Annotated in this window: 15 protein-coding genes and 1 pseudogene; 5 read left to right on the forward strand and 11 right to left on the reverse strand. The window is 66.7% G+C overall.

What is annotated here, in order from left to right; genetic code table 11:
• The first annotated feature begins 426 nt into the window (after positions 1-426).
• Complete coding sequence (locus tag BFD71_RS30975) at positions 427-927, forward strand: hypothetical protein (protein ID WP_028206958.1); 501 nt, start codon at positions 427-429, stop codon at positions 925-927.
• An 82-nt stretch (positions 928-1009) separates the two neighbouring features.
• Here BFD71_RS30975 and BFD71_RS30980 read toward each other — a convergent pair whose 3' ends face one another.
• Positions 1010-3550 carry an AsmA family protein gene (locus BFD71_RS30980; protein WP_069268112.1) on the reverse strand — a complete coding sequence of 847 codons (2541 nt, stop codon included), beginning with the start codon at positions 3548-3550 and terminating at the stop codon, positions 1010-1012.
• Positions 3551-3680: 130 nt separating this feature from the next.
• On the opposite strand from BFD71_RS30980, the gene BFD71_RS30985 reads away from it, so the two are divergent.
• Positions 3681-4427: an ABC transporter ATP-binding protein gene (locus tag BFD71_RS30985; RefSeq protein ID WP_069268134.1), complete on the forward strand. Its 747-nt coding sequence runs from the start codon at positions 3681-3683 to the stop codon at positions 4425-4427.
• Positions 4424-5236, forward strand: a complete 813-nt coding sequence (locus BFD71_RS30990) for an ABC transporter permease (RefSeq protein WP_069268113.1) — start codon at positions 4424-4426, stop codon at positions 5234-5236. Before BFD71_RS30985 ends, BFD71_RS30990 begins: the two co-directional genes overlap by 4 nt.
• Positions 5237-5305: 69 nt before the next feature.
• Here BFD71_RS30990 and BFD71_RS30995 read toward each other — a convergent pair whose 3' ends face one another.
• Positions 5306-5875 carry a DUF6013 family protein gene (locus BFD71_RS30995; protein WP_069268114.1) on the reverse strand — a complete coding sequence of 190 codons (570 nt, stop codon included), beginning with the start codon at positions 5873-5875 and terminating at the stop codon, positions 5306-5308.
• 304 nt (positions 5876-6179) lie between these two features.
• The gene (gene ligD / locus BFD71_RS31000; RefSeq protein WP_256094987.1) at positions 6180-7127 is read right to left on the reverse strand and encodes a non-homologous end-joining DNA ligase; all 948 of its coding nucleotides are present in this window, start codon (positions 7125-7127) and stop codon (positions 6180-6182) included.
• Positions 7128-7597: 470 nt separating this feature from the next.
• On the opposite strand from ligD, the gene serB reads away from it, so the two are divergent.
• Positions 7598-8437, forward strand: a complete 840-nt coding sequence (gene serB / locus BFD71_RS31005; RefSeq protein ID WP_069268116.1) for a phosphoserine phosphatase SerB — start codon at positions 7598-7600, stop codon at positions 8435-8437.
• Between the two features lie 81 nt (positions 8438-8518).
• Here the strand turns inward: serB and BFD71_RS31010 are convergent, their stop codons facing one another.
• The 5 genes from BFD71_RS31010 to rimO all read right to left on the reverse strand — a co-directional run bounded on the left by BFD71_RS31010 (position 8519) and on the right by rimO (position 14046).
• Positions 8519-9724: a cystathionine beta-lyase gene (locus tag BFD71_RS31010; protein ID WP_069268117.1), complete on the reverse strand. Its 1206-nt coding sequence runs from the start codon at positions 9722-9724 to the stop codon at positions 8519-8521.
• 101 nt (positions 9725-9825) lie between these two features.
• Positions 9826-10431, reverse strand: coding sequence for a hypothetical protein (locus BFD71_RS31015; protein ID WP_069268118.1), 606 nt, complete (start codon positions 10429-10431; stop codon positions 9826-9828).
• Positions 10432-10497: 66 nt separating this feature from the next.
• Entirely contained in the window at positions 10498-11682 is a 1185-nt protein-coding gene (bktB, locus tag BFD71_RS31020; RefSeq protein WP_069268119.1) for a beta-ketothiolase BktB, read from the reverse strand.
• Between the two features lie 37 nt (positions 11683-11719).
• Entirely contained in the window at positions 11720-12670 is a 951-nt protein-coding gene (locus BFD71_RS31025; protein ID WP_069268120.1) for a sugar kinase, read from the reverse strand.
• 5 nt (positions 12671-12675) lie between these two features.
• Positions 12676-14046 (reverse strand): 30S ribosomal protein S12 methylthiotransferase RimO, encoded by a 1371-nt coding sequence (gene rimO / locus BFD71_RS31030; protein ID WP_069268121.1) that lies wholly within the window; start codon positions 14044-14046, stop codon positions 12676-12678.
• Between the two features lie 283 nt (positions 14047-14329).
• Here rimO and BFD71_RS31035 point away from each other — a divergent pair, with 283 nt between their 5' ends.
• Positions 14330-14629, forward strand: a complete 300-nt coding sequence (locus tag BFD71_RS31035) for a helix-turn-helix domain-containing protein (protein ID WP_069268122.1) — start codon at positions 14330-14332, stop codon at positions 14627-14629.
• Positions 14630-14783: 154 nt separating this feature from the next.
• On the opposite strand, the gene phaR is transcribed toward BFD71_RS31035, so the two are convergent.
• From phaR to BFD71_RS31050, 3 genes and pseudogenes are all read right to left on the reverse strand, one after another.
• Positions 14784-15389 (reverse strand): polyhydroxyalkanoate synthesis repressor PhaR, encoded by a 606-nt coding sequence (gene phaR, locus BFD71_RS31040; RefSeq protein WP_069268123.1) that lies wholly within the window; start codon positions 15387-15389, stop codon positions 14784-14786.
• A gap of 149 nt (positions 15390-15538) precedes the next feature.
• Positions 15539-16279: a 3-ketoacyl-ACP reductase gene (locus BFD71_RS31045; protein ID WP_069268124.1), complete on the reverse strand. Its 741-nt coding sequence runs from the start codon at positions 16277-16279 to the stop codon at positions 15539-15541.
• Positions 16280-16387: 108 nt separating this feature from the next.
• A pseudogene (locus BFD71_RS31050) lies at positions 16388-16684 on the reverse strand (acetyl-CoA C-acetyltransferase); the annotation flags it as partial.

Consider the following 16684-nt stretch of genomic DNA (forward strand, 5'->3'; position numbering starts at 1 on the left):
GCGCCCTCGCGATGCCAGTTGGCTGAGGGCGCCCTGGGGCAACCGCGGGCACCAGAACCGCAACATTATCTGCGCGATTTTTCAGGATGACAATGTATGTGACACCCCACACCTCCCGTCGTGGAAAACCCGCTTTTTTGCGGCAATTCGCCACACCGAGCGCACACACAGGTCTATTATTGAGACGGAGACAAGCGAGAGAGCGCCGGGATATCTACATGAGCGCGACGTGCGATCCGGCATGGCGTTTGCGAACGCGATGAGGGTTTTGAAACAGGGGCAGCAAACCGCGCCGCGCAGGCCGGATCGCTTCAGGCGGTCCGCGCGCCGTCAAAGCGGACCGTCCCCATCTCTATCCTCATGAACACTGCAAATCCGTGTGCTATAAAGGATCGACGTGCGGCGCACCAGTCCGGGAGTGGTCGCATGGGAACGCTGCGTGTACTGCAATCCACCTTTTTCAGGCGAATTTTTATGTCCTTCCCGAAAAAGCGCAAACGCGTCAAGGCAGACGGCGATGAGTCATTTCTCGCCGTGCTGAGTCATTTCAAACCGTTCGGCCAACTCGATACCAAGATCGCGCGTGCGCGCGCGCAGGACGAGCCCGTGCTCTATGCGCATATCCTGCCGGGGCTCGACGTGCTCCTGTGCAGCGTGCGCGGTGCGCAGCCGCCCTATCCGGGCACGAGCGAGTTGCGCAAGCGCTGCATCGAATCGATCGCTCACGCGCTCGAGCAGCCGATCGAAGGCCTCGAAAACGGCGGTTACTGGTACGAGGCGGACGGCTTCGGCTTTCTGGTGTTCGCGAGCCGCGCGCGCGGCCGGGTCCTGCCCGAGTTCGGCGCAGCGCGTCCGACCATGACCACACGGCGCGTGACGCGCCGCCAGGACGCCGCCGGCGACACCGCACCGCGCTCGTTGCGCTAGGGCGCGCTACCAACGAAGTTCACCATGCCACTGCGCCGGTCGATTGACCCGGCGCAGTGGTTTTCCGCCTAAGCCTCCTGAGTCAGCTTCCCTTGTAGAGCGGCTCCTGCCCTTGCGTCGGCTTACCCGCCGAGGCGGGCGACGGCGCGTTGCGCGTGGCCGGCCCCGCTTTCGCGCCCTTGTCACCCTTATCGCCCTTATCAGCAGCGGCGCTCGCGCCCGTGCCGGCGCTGCCGAGGTCGGGCTTCGGCAGCGCGTGCATTTTCTGGCCCGGCGGCGGCGCCACGGGATGCTGATGCATCTGCGCGAACAGCGTGTCGCACGGCAGCGGCTTGTTGTTGCTCGGTGCGATGAGCGGAATCAGTGCAGCGAACGGGTTGATCAGCCCGAGCCCGATCATCGCCCCGCCGCGCAGCGCAAGCGCCGTCGCATCCACGCCCACGTGCGGGTTCTTGAAGGTGCCCTTCACGTAGAGCGGCGAGCGCAGCGTGAAAACGCGAAAGCCCTTGGTATGCGGATGGACCTTCATGTTCATCGACTCGTCGCGCAGATCGATCGGGCCGTCGATATCGATCACGGCGTCGTCGGTGTCGAGAGCGAACACGCGCGGATCGAGCACGCCGTTGGTGGCGACGAAATCGGCCGCGGCGCAGTTGATTTTCACGTCGCGCGAGCCGAACAGCTTTTCGTAGACCACGTTCGCCACGTTCAGGCCCGCCGCCTCCATGAGCAGCATACTGATCGTGCCCTGCGTGACGAGCAGCTTCACCTCGCCGTTCGAGGTCGCAGCGAGCGCCGCCGGCGAGTTGCCGGTAGCCGTGAGCGAAGCGTCGCCGTTGATCTCGCCGAGCGCCGACTGCATCGTCTTGAAGTTCGGGAAAAGCTGCTTGAGCTTCAGGTGGCGCACCTCCAGCGTGCCGCGCGCCTTGAGCGGCGCGCCGCTGCCGTCCAGGTTCAGCCGCGTGCCGAACGTGCCGCCTGCCACGCCGAACTGCAGCGGGTCGAGCACGAGCACGCCGTTCGTCATCATGACGTGCGTGTAGAGATCCTGAACCGGCAGGCTGCCCTGCTTGATGATGCGCCGGCCCGTGAACTTGACGTCGGCGTCGATGGCGTTCCAGCGGTCGGTGCGGAACGGCTCGACCGGAATCACACGATCGGCCGGTTGGGTCACGGTGTCGCCGCGCTTTTCCTTGCTCGCTTTGCTGTCGGCGCCGATGATCGGCGCGAGGTCCGAGAACTGCAGCAGGTTCGACACCAGCTGACCGGACAAAAACGGCCGTGGCGTGCGTTGTTCGTAGACCACCGTGCCGTTCAGATCGCTGCCGCCGACGCGGCCCGTGAAGTTCTCATAGCGGAACACGCTCGCACCGCGCTTGAAATTGCCGACGAAGCGGCCTTCGGTGGCATACGGCGGCGTTTCGGGCAACGTCACGCCGGTGAGGTTGTAGAGATGCGCCAGGCTTTGCCCCTGCAGCCACAGGCGCAGATCGACGGCGGCCAGATGCATCGGGTCGGTGACCGTGCCGACCAGCGCGATGTGCATGTCGCCCACGCGCACGTCGGCCTGGATCGGGAACGGTCGCTTCGCGTCCTGCAGGGCGAGCACGCCGCCGAGTTTGCCATCGCCCGAAAGCGCCGTCTTGCCATACGTGCCCTTGATCGTCCAGCCGATCGCGTAAAACGGCTGTTTCACGGGCGGCTGCGCGGGCGCCGCGCCCGAGCCCGCCACAGCGCCGCTGGCGCCGCTCGCGGCGAGCGACTGCGAGCCGGCTGTGGGCGCGCTTGTTGCGCTCGACGTACCCGTGGTTGCGCCGGCAACACTCGCGGCCGCCGGCACCCCCGAAGCCGCCGAACCGCTAACCGCACCGCTGGCGGCGCTGGCGGCGCTGGCGGCCGCCGCCTCCGAAGCCTGCTCCTTGTTGACCTGCTGGGTCAGCCGGTTCGCGCCCGCACGTCCGATGACCTGCTCGGAGCCCCGGCGCGACGCCGCTGCCTGCTCCTCCATCACCTTGCCGATCGGGATACCGTGGCCGAGCAGGCTCACCCCGATCTTCACGTCGGTTTTCGTCTGCTGGTCGCTCACGGCGATATTGCCGCTCGCGAACGTGATGTCGTGCAGGTCGAGCCGCCACGTCGACGGCCCGCTCGAGGCGGGCAACTTGAAGGTCCAGTTGTTGCGCCCGTCGACGAGGCGCTCGACGTCGATCGACGGATTCACGAGATTGATCGCCGGAATCACGATGTCGTGCGCGAGCAGCGGCAGCACGGCCACCTCGAAGTCGATCTCGTCGATCGTGGCGAACTGCGGGGACCTGGTCCAGTCGGGATTGGCAATCTGGATCTGCGTGGCGGAAAAACGCGGCCAGGGCACCCACGCGCGCCAGCCCGTTTCACCGGGCGGCCGCTGCCAGCCTACCTTGAGGTCGCCTTCGATTGCGAACGGCCGCCCAATGGCCTCGGTGACCTTCTCGTTCACGTAGGGTTTGGCGTGGTTCCAGTCGAATGTCAGGATGAAAACGACGAGCACGACAATCAACACGACGACAACCGCGGCGAGCCATGCGATGATCCTGGCGAGCGTGCGGCCAAGGCGGAAAGGCTTGGGCTGCGATGACGTCATGCGTACTCCACGTTATGCGTTGTTGTATGGCCTGCTATGTTGCAATACCGCAAGAGCAGTCAGCGTGCCCGGTTACATCGGCATGTCTGCCTCGCACGATCTGTATGCCGACCCTGTTTGCAATCTTTCGATGCTCAAGCACAACCCGCTTCCCCCGCCCCAAACTGATGGCGCGCCGCTCGTCGAGGCGCACCGGGTCGCGCGGCGCGATGCGCAACGCGGCCAGTGGCTGCTGCATCCCACCGATTTCGCCCTGCGGGCGGGCGAGCGCGCCGTGCTGACGGGACCGTCCGGCTCCGGCAAGAGTGTGTTCCTGCGCGCGCTCGCGCTGCTCGACCCGCTCGACGGCGGCGACGTGCGCTGGCATGGCGAACCGGTCACGCGCGGGCGCATTGTCCACTATCGGCGGCATATTGCGTACCTGCGGCAGCGGCCCGCGCTGCTGGACGGCAGCGTCGAGGACAATCTGCGCTACCCCTATACGCTAGCGGTATACCGCGACGCGCGATTCGACCCGGCACGCGTCGGCGCGCTCTTCGCCGCCACCGGCCGTTCCAGCGACTTCCTCGCGCGCGACACCTCCGAGCTTTCGGGCGGCGAAGCGCAGATCGTGGCGCTCGTGCGCGTGCTCCAGCTCGACCCCGAAGCGCTGCTGCTCGACGAGCCGACCGCGTCTCTCGACCCCGAATCGGCGCGCGCCGTCGAAGCACTCGTCGCGGGCTGGTTCGACGAAGCGCGCACGGCGCGCGCCACGGTCTGGGTCTCGCACGATCCCGCCCAGGCACAGCGCGTAGGCGCGCGGCATCTGGCGATGCGCGCAGGTGTGCTCGAAGAACCCGCCACGCGCGCGGCATTCACACAGGGAGCCGCACAATGAGCCCGGGCGTGCTGCAGAACCTCGGCATCGGCGACGTCGCCATTGCGGCGCTGCTCGTGTTCGTCAACGGCGCGGTCTCCGTGCTGCTCAAGCTCGATCTCGAACGCAAGCTGGCGTGGGCCGCCGTGCGCACCGTCGTGCAGCTGCTTGCGATCGGCTACGTGCTCGGCTGGGTGTTCGCGTTCAACCGCTGGTACGTCGTGCTGCCGCTCATGGCACTCATGACGCTGATCGCGGGCTTCGCAGGGGCGCAGCGCGGCGCGCGCACCTATGGCGGGCAACGTGCGGACAGCATCGTGTCGATCTGGGTGAGCGCGTGGCTCGTCGCGGCGGTCGGGCTGTTCGTGGTGATCCGCATCCGGCCGTGGTACGAGCCGCAATATGCGATTCCGATCCTCGGCATGATTCTCGGCAACACGCTGACAGGGGTGTCGCTCGGCGTGGAGCGCATGATGCAGGAGCTGACCGCGCGGCGCGATCGTGTGGAGAGCGCGCTCGCACTCGGCGCGACACGCTGGGAAGCCGCGCAGGCGAGCGCCCGCGAGGCCGTGCGCGCCGGCATGATTCCGACGCTCAACCAGATGGCCGTGGTCGGCGTGGTGAGCCTGCCCGGCATGATGACGGGCCAGGTGCTCGCGGGGCAATCGCCGCTACAGGCCGTGCGCTATCAGATCGTGATCATGTTCCTGATCGCGGCTTCGTCGGCGCTCGGCACGGTGGGCGCGGTGCTGCTCGCGTACCGGCGCCTCTTCTCGCCCCAGCATCGCTTTCTCGCTGCGCGGCTCATCGAGCGCAAGGCACGCGCTTAACGCCGGGGCGCCGTGCGCGGCCGGCGCGCGTTGTGCGCCTCGCCGGCCATCCCGCGCTCAAGGCGCGCCCTAGCGCTGCGCCGAGATGGTGATCTGCGTGCCGTCGCCGAGCTTGAGCGTCTTCGCGGTGCCATTGGTCGGCATCGTAAGGTGGGCGACTTCGCTATGCGCGACCACGGCGGGGCACGTGATCGAAGCGCCGTTGCTCGACACCGACTGCGTGCCATGCGGCGCCTGGGCGCGGAAGCTCACCTGCACGGTGGCCGTGCCATTGCTCGCGACGATTGGCGCAAGACGCAACTGGGTCTGCCGGACCATCGCGCCGTTCGCGTCGAGCGGCAACGAAGCGTAGTCCGGGCAGCCTTGCGGCGTCGCGACCGCGCCGCCCGGCGGCGTGGTCCGCCAGGTGAAGTCGTCGGTATCGCCCGAACGCAGCGTGCGGGTCTCCTGGGCGTCGCCGAACGCCTTCGACGCGACCCGAACCGTATAGCGGATCGGCCCGTCGGTTGCGGCCTTCGAGGTGACCGTGATCGGCGTGGCCGCGAGTGCCGGCAGCGCGATCGCGCAGGAAGCGGCGAGGACAAACTGGACGAGCGCCGCGTGGCGGCGGCGAGTATGGCGGGAGCTGCGGCAAGGCATGCGTCACCTCCTGGCGGGAACGGCCGCGCCCGCGAGCGAAAAGCGGCGTACGCAACGAACGCGGCGAGCCGCGAAAACGCGAGGTACGACGCTCCGCTCCCGTGCGGCGGATGGTCTGTTAGCAGTCTAGCGCGCTGCGCGCTGCCTTGCGCCGAGCACATGCATCGAGCGGACCAGGTTTTATCCTGCTTGTCATCGCGAGCGATTTGCTTGCCGTGAGACGACGCGCGGCTGGCTTGGGGCGGCGTCTGCATGGTCGACGCGCCATGCATACACGGCACGCGCCAACCCTCACCTGGTGCCGCTACTTGCCGGCGGTTTCGAGACCCAGCGTCAGTTCCGCCGTCAACGTCTGGCGCACGCGCCCATAGGCGGCCCAGGGGTCGGCTTGCCCGATCTGCGCGAGGCGCGCGTCGATCGTCGCAAGCGTCCATTGCGCGCCGCCCGTCGTCGCCTCCAGTTCGTCCCAGCCGATCGGCACGGACACGCCCAGGCCCGGCCGCGCCCGCACGCCATACGCGAGCGCCGTGCTCGCCCCGCGCGCATTGCGCAGATAGTCGACGAAAATCTTCTTCTTGCGGTGTTCGGGGCCCATGGTGGCCGTGATCTGCGTGGGCCAGACGGAGGCCAGATGCTGCGCAATCGCACGGGCGAACGCCTTTGCGTCGTCCCAGCCCGCCTCCGGCGTGAGCGGCACGACGATATGCAGCCCCTTGCCGCCACTCGTCTTGCAAAACGATTCCAGCCTCAGCTCCGCAAGCAAGGCGCGCGTGGACTGCGCCGCCTCGATCATGCGGTCCCAGCCCAGTGCCGGATCGGGGTCGAGGTCGAACACGACCCGATCCGGCCGCTCGATGTCGTGGACGCAGGCGTTCCACGTGTGCAGCTCGATGACATCCATCTGCGCGGCGCTGATCAGCGCTCGCGCCGTATCGATCGTGAGCAGCGGCGGATGGCCCGGGTCGAGCCCTTCGTGTTCGCTGAGTTCGGGCAGCGGGGCGCGAGCGCGATGGCGCTGAAAGAACATCTCGCCGCTCAAGCCCCGTGGTGCACGCACGAGCGACACGGGGCGATCGCGCAGATGCGGCAGGATCCAGCGCGCGGCGCGCTCGTAGTAGCGGACGAGTTCGAGCTTGTGCGTGCCGCTGTCCGCATCGATGACGCGCCTTGCGCTCGTGATGCGTATGCCGTCGATTTCGCTGTCGGCCGAGTCGTCGCGCCGGCGCCGTGCGCTACGAGGCAAGCGGTGCACGGACGCGCCAGGCGTGGCCGGTGCGGCGGCGTCCAATGTCGGGGCCCGCTCGCCGCGCGGCGTTCGGGCAGATGTCGTGGTTGGGGCCTTGCGAGCGTCCTGCATACCGGTTCCCCTGGCGCCTTGGCGCACATGACGCATCGCGCGACGCGAGTCGCGACACGTTCGGTTGACGGCACGCGGCGGCCGCCCCCGTCGGATCGCCGCATGAACTTTCATTGTGCCTCGAATGGGCGCTTTCGTCGCTGTAAGGTGTTCGCAAACGCACGCCAAAAACAGGGAAGCATCCGCCAGGCGCGCCAACGCGACCGGCGGCGCAGGCGACCGCAGCGGTCGGCGGGACGTTACAATGACGGGCTTTGCCGCGCACTGCAGGGAGCACTGCGAGGTCTTGCACGCACACGCGCGACTGCGCCCTTATTCATCCGATCGATCCGACGACGCCGTGCGTCGGCTTTGCCCGTCCTGCCATGAACCTCGTCATCCAGAGTCCCGCCCCGCTCGACATCGTCCATCACAAGCCGCTCCTCGGCCTCGCCCGCGGCAGCCGCCTCGCGCCGATCGACGCCCACGCGCTGCGCATCGAGAACGCCGAGCCGGCCCAGCGCGCCGACCTCGAGGTCTACTGCGGCACGCATCAGCTCGACTATGCGTTCGTCGACGCCGGCCGCACGCTCGCCGATTTCGGCCTGTTGGCAATGGACATGGACTCGACGCTCATCACGATCGAATGCATCGACGAAATCGCCGACTTCTGCGGTCTGAAGGCCGAGGTCGCGGCGATTACCGAAGCGTCGATGCGCGGCGAGATCAAGGACTTCAACGAAAGCCTCACACGCCGCGTGGCGCTGCTCGAGGGGCTCGACGCGAGCGCGCTGGAGCGCGTGTACGAGGAACGCCTGCAGCTCTCGCCGGGCGCCGAGCCGATGCTCGCGGGCGCGAAGGCCGCGGGGCTGAAGACGCTACTGGTTTCCGGCGGCTTCACGTTCTTCACCGAGCGCCTGAAAGCGCGTCTCGGGCTCGACTACACGCGCGCGAATACGCTAGAGATCGTCGACGGCAAGCTCACGGGCCGCGTGACGGGCGAGATCGTCAACGCCGACGTGAAGGCGCGTACGCTCGTCGAAGCCTGTGCCGAAATCGGCATCGACCCGCGCCGCGCAATCGCGATGGGTGACGGCTCGAACGACCTCAAGATGATGGGCGTGGCCGGTTTGTCGGTCGCGTTCCGCGCCAAGCCCGTGGTACGCGAGGCGGCGAGCGTCGCGTTCAACTTCGTCGGGCTCGACGGCTTGCTGCGTCTGTTCTGATTCGGGTTTCGCGGCAGGCAGATACGCCAACCGCCGCTCGTGTCCTTGTGGACGCGAGCGGCCGTTGTGGCCTTATGCAGGTTATTCAGGCGTGCTTGTTTTTTCCGCGAGCCTGGCCAGCGAGCGCTCGATATCGGCGCGCAGATCGGCTTCGTCTTCGAGGCCGATGTAGAAACGCACCAGCGTGCCGCGATGCGGCCAGCTCTCGGCCGTGCGCATCGAACCGACGTCGTACGGCATTGCCAGGCTATGCGCCCCGCCCCAGCTCCAGCCCAACGCGAAGAGTTCGAGCGACTCACAGAACGTGTCGATCTGCGCCGCGCTATAGCGCTCGTCGAACACCACGGAAAAGAGACCGCCCGCGCCCGTGAAGTCGCGCTTGTAGAACTCATGGCCCGGGCAGTCTTCGAACGCCGGATGCAGCATCACCGCGATTTCGGGGCGCGTCTTGAGCCAGCTCGCGAGTCCGAGCGCGGTGCGATCGTGCGCCTCGAAGCGCGCCTTCATGCTCGGCAGCGCGCGCAGCACGAGCGAGCAGTCGTCGACCGAGACGCCGATGCCAAGCCGCATGCGCGCGGCCTTCAGCTTGAGATAGAGATCGCGGTCGGCCGTGATGGTCGCGCCCATGAGCACGTCGCTGCCACCCGATTGATACTTCGTGAGCGCCTGCACCGAGATGTCGATGCCGTGCTCGAACGGCCTGAAAGCGAGGCCCGCCGACCACGTATTGTCGATGGCCGTCACGACGTTGCGTGCGCGCGCCGCCGCGGTGATCGCGCGCACGTCGGGCACTTCCATCGTCACCGAGCCGGGCGCTTCCAGCCAGATCAGCTTCGTGTTCGGCTGGATCAGCTCAGCGATGCCCGCGCCGATCATCGGATCGTAATAGCGTGCCGTAAGGCCGAAGTCTCGCGCGAGCCAATCGCCGTGGTCGCGGTTCGGCGAATAGACGTTATCGGGAATCAGCACATCGTCGCCCGACTTCAGCAGTCCGAAGTAGACGTTCGAGATGGCCGAGAGGCCCGAGGGTTGCAGCAGCGCATGCTCGCCGCCTTCGATCTCGGCGATGCGCTTTTGCAGCATGGCCGAGGTGGGCGTGGCGTGCAGGCCGTAACGCCATTGCGCATCGTTGCGCCAGTCGAGCGCGCGAACCGAAGCGAGGTCGGGAAACACCACGGTCGACGCCCGCGTGACTGGCGCGGCGAACGACTCGAAGCCGGGCGTGAGGTCGTCTTGCGGATGAACGATGCGCGTCTGCAATGCGCGGCTGGAGTCGGATTTGGTCATGTCGGAGCGTATTCGGTTGAGGCGCGATGACGTTGCGGCGCGCGGCTTGCGCGATGGCGCGCGCAACGCCGCATACCGAAGAGTAACACCCGCAGCGGCGCTTACTGCCCGAGGATGAGATTGCTCACGCCGTTCACGGCATGTGCGCCGTTCGACGTCGACGCGCTCGCGCTCGCCGCGCCGGTCGACACGGCCGGAGCCGCGGCGCCCGCCGCGAGCGGCTTCAGATCGAACGGCACCGGATGGGAATCGTCCGGGTCCATGCGGTCGCCCGAAAGCGAGCCGTCCTCGGCGAACGTGCCCACCCAGTTGCCGGTGATATGCGTGCCGTCGTTCGAGTCCTCGGCTTCGAGCGTCGCGTCGGCGCGATCGCCGGCGATCAGGATCACCTCGCCGGTGTCCGTGAACTGGTATTCGCCATGCACGCCGGTCGGGTCGTCATCGCCGGCCTTGGCGCCGAGACGCATGACGATCTGGCGCTTGCCGAGCGTGCCGACGTATTGCGGCAGCTTCGCGAACTCGGGGTTCGGCTTGAGCGTGGATTTGACCGGCGGCTGCGCGCCTGCGTCCTGCGCGTGCGCCGCGATCGGCAGCGCGAGGACCATGGCCGCTGCGGCCACGGCCACGATCCAGCCGCGCGCCTTGCTGGCGCTGCGCTGTCGGGCGGCCGCGCGCGGCGGCCGCTGTGCTTGCGTCAATCCTTCCATCTGCATCCTTCCTTCACTTGCGCAGCGGCCTTGCGCGAGCCGCGAGCCGCGCGTCACGAGTCGGCGTCAAATCCGTTCGAAGATGGCCGCAATACCCTGGCCGCCGCCGATGCACATCGTCACGAGCGCGTAGCGGCCGCCGATACGCTGCAGTTCATAAAGCGCCTTCACGGTGATGAGGGCACCGGTCGCACCGATCGGATGGCCGAGCGAGATGCCCGAGCCGTTCGGATTGACCTTGGCCGGGTCGAGCCCGAGCTCCTGCGACACCGCACAGGCCTGCGCCGCAAAGGCTTCGTTGGCTTCGATCACGTCGAGGTCGCTGACCTCGAGACCCGCGCGCTCGAGCGCCTTCTGCGTGGCCGGCACGGGGCCGATGCCCATGTACGCCGGATCGACGCCCGCGTGCGCGTACGAGACGAGGCGCGCGAGCGGCTTCACGCCGCGCGCGCGGGCAGCGTCCGCGCTCATCAGCAGCACCGCGGCGGCCGCGTCGTTGATGCCCGACGCGTTGCCCGCCGTCACCGTGCCGCTCTCCTTCGCGAACACGGGCTTGAGCTTCGAGAAGTCCTCGAGCGTCGCGCCATGGCGCACGTGCTCGTCGGCATCGAACAGCACTTCGCCCTTCTTCGACTTGATCGAGATGGGCAGGATCTGATCCTTGAAGCGGCCTTCGACGACCGCACGCTCGGCGCGGCGATGCGATTCGAGCGCGAGCGCGTCCTGCGCCTCGCGCGTGATGCCGAACTTCTTCGCGATGTTTTCCGCCGTCACGCCCATGTGGATCGTCTGGAACGGGTCGTGCAGCGCGCCGGTCATCATGTCGACGAGCTGCGTGTCGCCCATGCGCTGGCCGAAACGGGCGGCCGGCATCGAGTACGGCGCGCGGCTCATGTTTTCCGCGCCGCCGCCGATCGCAATATCGGCGTCGCCGAGCAGAATGGTTTGCGCCGCCGAAACGATCGCCTGCAGGCCGGAGCCGCACAGGCGGTTCACGGTCAAGGCCGGCGCGTGCTGCGCAACGCCGCCGTTGATGGCGGCCACGCGCGCGAGGTACATGTCCTTGGGCTCCGTGTGCACGACATTGCCGAACACCACGTGACCCACCGCGTCGCCTTCCACGTTCGCGCGCGAGAGCGCTTCGCGCACCACGCGCGCGCCGAGATCCGTCGGCGAGAAGTCCTTCAGGCTGCCGCCGAAGTCGCCGATTGCCGTGCGCACGCCACTTGCCACCACTACTTCGCGTTCCATAGTCTTGCTCCTCGTCTTCCTGGATGGATGAATCTTGTTATTCGTGTGCTGCGCTTTCAGGCAGATTTGCCAGCAAACGCTCGACATCCTGGCGATACGGGATTGGCGCAACCGCGCCGAAACCGAGCGTCGAAAGCGCGGCGGCCGCGTTCGCATAGCGCGCCGCCGCGAACGGATCGTCGCCGGCTGCGAGCCGCGCGACAAATGCGCCGCCGAAGCAGTCGCCAGCGCCCGTGGCATCCACAGCCGCGACCACGTGGCCCGGCACGACGCGCCGTTCGTCGGGCGTCGCCACATAGGCGCCGTCCTTGCCCAGCTTCAACGCGACCACTCGGGCGCCGCGCGCGAGCAGGTAATCGAGGATCGCGTCGCGATCGTCGAGGCCTGTGAGCACCGCCACGTCGTCCCAGCTGGGCAGGCAGATATCGGTGAGGCGCAGCACCTCGTTCATCACGGCGCGGGCGCGCGCGAGCGGCCACAGTTTCAGGCGCAGGTTGGTGTCGAAGCTCACGCGCACGCCGTTGGCGCGGGCATGCTCGACGGCGGCGAGTGCCGCGTCGCAGGCGCTATCGCTGATCGCCACGCTGATGCCGGAAAGATGCAGCACACGCGCAGCCGCGATGATGTCGAGCGGCAGGTCGCGCGGCGTGTAACGGCTCGCGGCCGAACCCTTGCGCAGATAGTCGAAGGCATGGCCGGCCGGGCCATGCGAGACGAAGTAGACGCCCGTAGGCGCCGTGGCGTCCACCCGCACCGTCGAGGTGTCGACGCCTTCCCGCGTCCACAGGTCGGTCAGGAGGCGTCCGAAATGATCGTCGCCGACGGCCGAGACGAAACCCGTGCGTGCGCCCTGGCGAGCCGCCGCGATGGCGAAGTTCGACGTGTCGCCGCCAAAGCCCTGCAAATACTCGGGGCGGTCTTTCGACGCCTGGTTGAACTCGACCATGGCCTCGCCATAAGCGAGGACTTGCGGAGCGACGCTCGTCATGCCCCTCAGACCTCGCCCCAGAGATCGTGGCCATCCGCGCCGGTGATCTTCACCGAAACGAAGTCGCCGACCTTGTAGCGCTTCGATGCCTTGGTCGCCGGCGCGACATACACCACGCCGTCGATCTCGGGCGCATCCGCCGCAGTGCGGCCAATGCCGCCGTCGACGTTGATCTCGTCGATCAGCACCTTGAGGGTCTTGCCCACCTTGCGCTGGATGCGCTTGGCCGAGACCTGCTCCGCCACTTCCATGAAGCGCGCGCGGCGTTCCTCGCGCACGTCGTCGGGCAGCGCGCCGTCGAGCTCGTTCGCCGTTGCGCCTTCGACCGGCGAATAGGCGAAGCAGCCCACGCGGTCGAGTTCGGCCTCGCGGATGAAGTCGAGCAGCGTTTCGAACTGCGCTTCGGTCTCGCCGGGGAAGCCGGCGATGAACGTGCTGCGGATCGTGAGATCGGGGCACATTTCGCGCCAGGCCTTCACGCGCTCCATGACCTTCTCCGCGTTCGCGGGACGCTTCATGCGCTTGAGCACCTCGGGATGCGCGTGCTGGAACGGCACATCGAGATACGGCAGCACGTGGCCCTTGAACGGGCCTTCGGCCATCATCGGAATCACTTCGTCCACGCTCGGATACGGGTAGACGTAGTGCAGGCGCACCCAGGCGCCATATTGCGCAGCCAGCTCGCCCAATGCCGCGACGAGGTCGGTCATGCGCGTCTTGATCGGCTTGCCGTTCCAGAAGCCGGTGCGGAACTTCACGTCGACGCCGTAAGCGCTCGTGTCCTGTGAAATGACGAGCAGCTCCTTCACACCGGACTTGAAGAGGTTTTCCGCTTCGAGCATGACCTCGGCGACCGGGCGCGACACGAGGTCGCCGCGCATCGACGGGATGATGCAGAACGTGCAGCGGTGGTTGCAGCCTTCGGAGATCTTCAGGTACGCGTAATGGCGCGGCGTGAGCTTGATGCCCGCCGCCGGCACGAGGTCGACGAACGGATCGTGCGGTTTAGGCAGGTGGCTGTGCACGGCCTGCATGACTTCGCCCACGGCGTGCGGGCCGGTCACGGCAAGCACCTTCGGATGCACTTCCTCGATCAGGTTCGAGCCGCTCGCGCTCGCCTTCTTGCCGAGACACCCGGTGACGATCACTTTGCCGTTCTCGGAAAGCGCTTCGCCGATGGCGTCGAGACTCTCCTGCACCGCTTCGTCGATGAAGCCGCAGGTATTGACGACCACGAGATCCGCGCCGTCGTAAGACCCCGAGATTTCGTACCCCTCGGCGCGCAGCTGGGTAATGATCTGCTCGGAGTCGACAAGCGCCTTCGGGCAGCCGAGGGAAACCATCCCGACGCGCGGAGCAGGATTGCGGGAGGTCATTGATTCAACAGGGTTTTTCACGTGTACGTCCGGATGTGGGGCGCAGGGCGAAGGTAGCGCCGCGCGGGGTCAAGCCAATCCGCCATTTTACCCGTTTGGCGTATCGTGCGGCGCAGCATGGTGGATGCGCGCGTCGTGGCGCCGGGGTCGGATTGAATATGGACGGAATCAAACTTCGTTCAGCTATCGCTCGCCTGTGAACTGCGCATCCGGATAATTTTCGCCGAGTGCGCCTCGAGCACGGACAACGCAACCTGGACCGTTGCGCGGAGAGAACGAAAACATGAACGAGAAAATGGAACTGTTTCAGCCTGAACTGCTAAAGCCGGCGCGCGAGTTGAAAGCATGCCGCCGTGCCTCGAGTGGCGCATTGCGCGTCACCGGCCACAAGCCCACCGCCGCTGCGCTCGCGCGTGCGGGGGCCGGCCTCTCGCAAAGCGCGTTCGCGGCACTGCTGGGCGTTTCCACGCGCACGCTGCAGGACTGGGAGCAAGGCCGCCGCAAGCCGACCGGCGCCGCGCAAACCCTCTTGAGGGTGGCCGTGGCGCACCCTGAAGCGTTGCGCGACCTGCAAAGCGCTTGATGGCAAATGAGGGCGGCGGCATTGCACCCGCGCCAGCCGCCTCGCAAAGCGAAGCACAGCGCTCGCGCGGCAACGCGCCGCCACGGCGCGCCGGGTAAGCGACAGCGCACCGCGACCTGGCGGCGCGCGCCACCCGCCGTGTGCGCCGCGCCGCTTACTTCTTCTCTTCTTCGCCACCTTCAGGCGCGCCCTGTGCCGACGCCGCCGCGCCGCCCGGCGTCACGGGCTTGAACGGGAAGCTGCTGAACATGTTCTTCGCCTGGTTCTGCATCTGCTCCTGCATCTGCACGAACATGTTCTTCGACTGCTCGATGTAGCTCGTCATCATGCCTTGCATCATCGGCGCCTGCATGTTCATGAACTGCGACCAGACTTCGGGATTCATCGCGTTGCCTTCGTAAAGGCTCTTCGACTGGTCCGCGAGCTTGTTCTGGATGTCGATGAACGCCTGGATGTTCTTTTCCAGGTAAGTGCCCATCATGCCCTGCATCGCATGTCCATAGAAACGGATGATCTGCGACAGCATCGATGACGAGAACATCGGCAGACCGCCGCTTTCCTCTTCGAGAATGATCTGCAGCAGGATGCTGCGCGTCAGATCCTCGTTGGTCTTCGCGTCGATGACCTTGAACTCCTCCTGCTCCAGCACGAGTTGCTTCACGTCCGTCAACGTGATGTACGTGCTCGTCTCCGTGTCGTACAGCCGACGATTCGGATATTTCTTGATGAGACGTTCGGCGGTTTTCTTTGTAGTCGTCATGTGTCGCCCTTGTTAGCGCCAACGCGCGGCGGCCATTGCCGTCGCGCGTTGGTCTAGCCCGGAAACGGCCTGCCCCGGTGAGCAAACAGGCCCGCTGCCGTCCTCGATCCCAGCTTCGCGCGTCCCCTGCAGGCGCGCTGCGCTCGGGATCAGCCCATGTGCAACCCGCCATTCAGCGAGAAGTCAGCACCGGTTGCGAAGCCTGACTCGTCGGACGCGAGCCACGCCACGATCGACGCGATTTCCTCCGGCGCGCCGAGACGGCGCACGGGAATCGTCGCGACGATCTTTTCCAGCACGTCGGGACGGATGGACTTCACCATGTCCGTGCCGATATAGCCCGGCGAAACGGTGTTGACCGTCACGCCCTTGGTCGCCACTTCCTGGGCCAGCGCCATCGTGAAGCCGTGAATGCCGGCCTTGGCCGTGGAATAGTTGGTCTGCCCGAACTGGCCCTTCTGACCGTTCACCGACGAGATGTTGATGATGCGGCCCCAGCCGCGTTCGACCATGCCGTCGATCACCTGCTTCGTGACGTTGAAGAGGCTCGTGAGATTGGTGTCGATGACGGCCGTCCAGTCTTCACGCGTCATCTTGCGGAAGACGACGTCGCGCGTAATACCGGCGTTGTTCACGAGCACGTCGATTTCACCGACCTCGGCCTTGACCTTGTCGAACGCCTGGCGCGTCGAATCCCAGTCGCCCACGTTGCCTTCCGAGGCCACGAAGTCGAAACCGAGCGCCTTCTGGTCTTCCAGCCACTTCGCGCGGCGCGGCGAATGCGGGCCGCAGCCTGCGACCACCTTGAAACCCTGCTTGGCGAGGCGCTGGCAAATGCCCGTGCCGATGCCGCCCATCCCGCCCGTTACATACGCAATACGCTCTGACATAAACCACACTCCATTATCGTTTTCCGGCTGCGCCGTTCGCGGTTATTGGTCACCCCGCTGGTCACAAGCGCCGCAGCGGACCACTCGCGGTCCGCTCCGGCTGTGACATCAAGCGCGCTCGAGCGCGAGCGCCACGCCCATGCCGCCGCCGATGCACAGCGAGGCCAGGCCGCGCTTCGCGTCGCGGCGCTGCATTTCGTGCAGCAGCGTCACGAGAATCCGGCAGCCCGACGCGCCGATCGGGTGACCGATTGCAATCGCCCCGCCGTTCACGTTGATCTTCGACGTGTCCCAGCCCATCTGCTTGTTCACGGCCAGCGCCTGCGCCGCGAACGCCTCGTTGATCTCCATGAGATCGAGGTCGTTCACCGACCAGCCCGCGCGCTCCAGCGCCCGCTTCGACGC

This window comes from Paraburkholderia nodosa, assembly GCF_001718195.1.
GTDB lineage: Bacteria > Pseudomonadota > Gammaproteobacteria > Burkholderiales > Burkholderiaceae > Paraburkholderia > Paraburkholderia nodosa_A.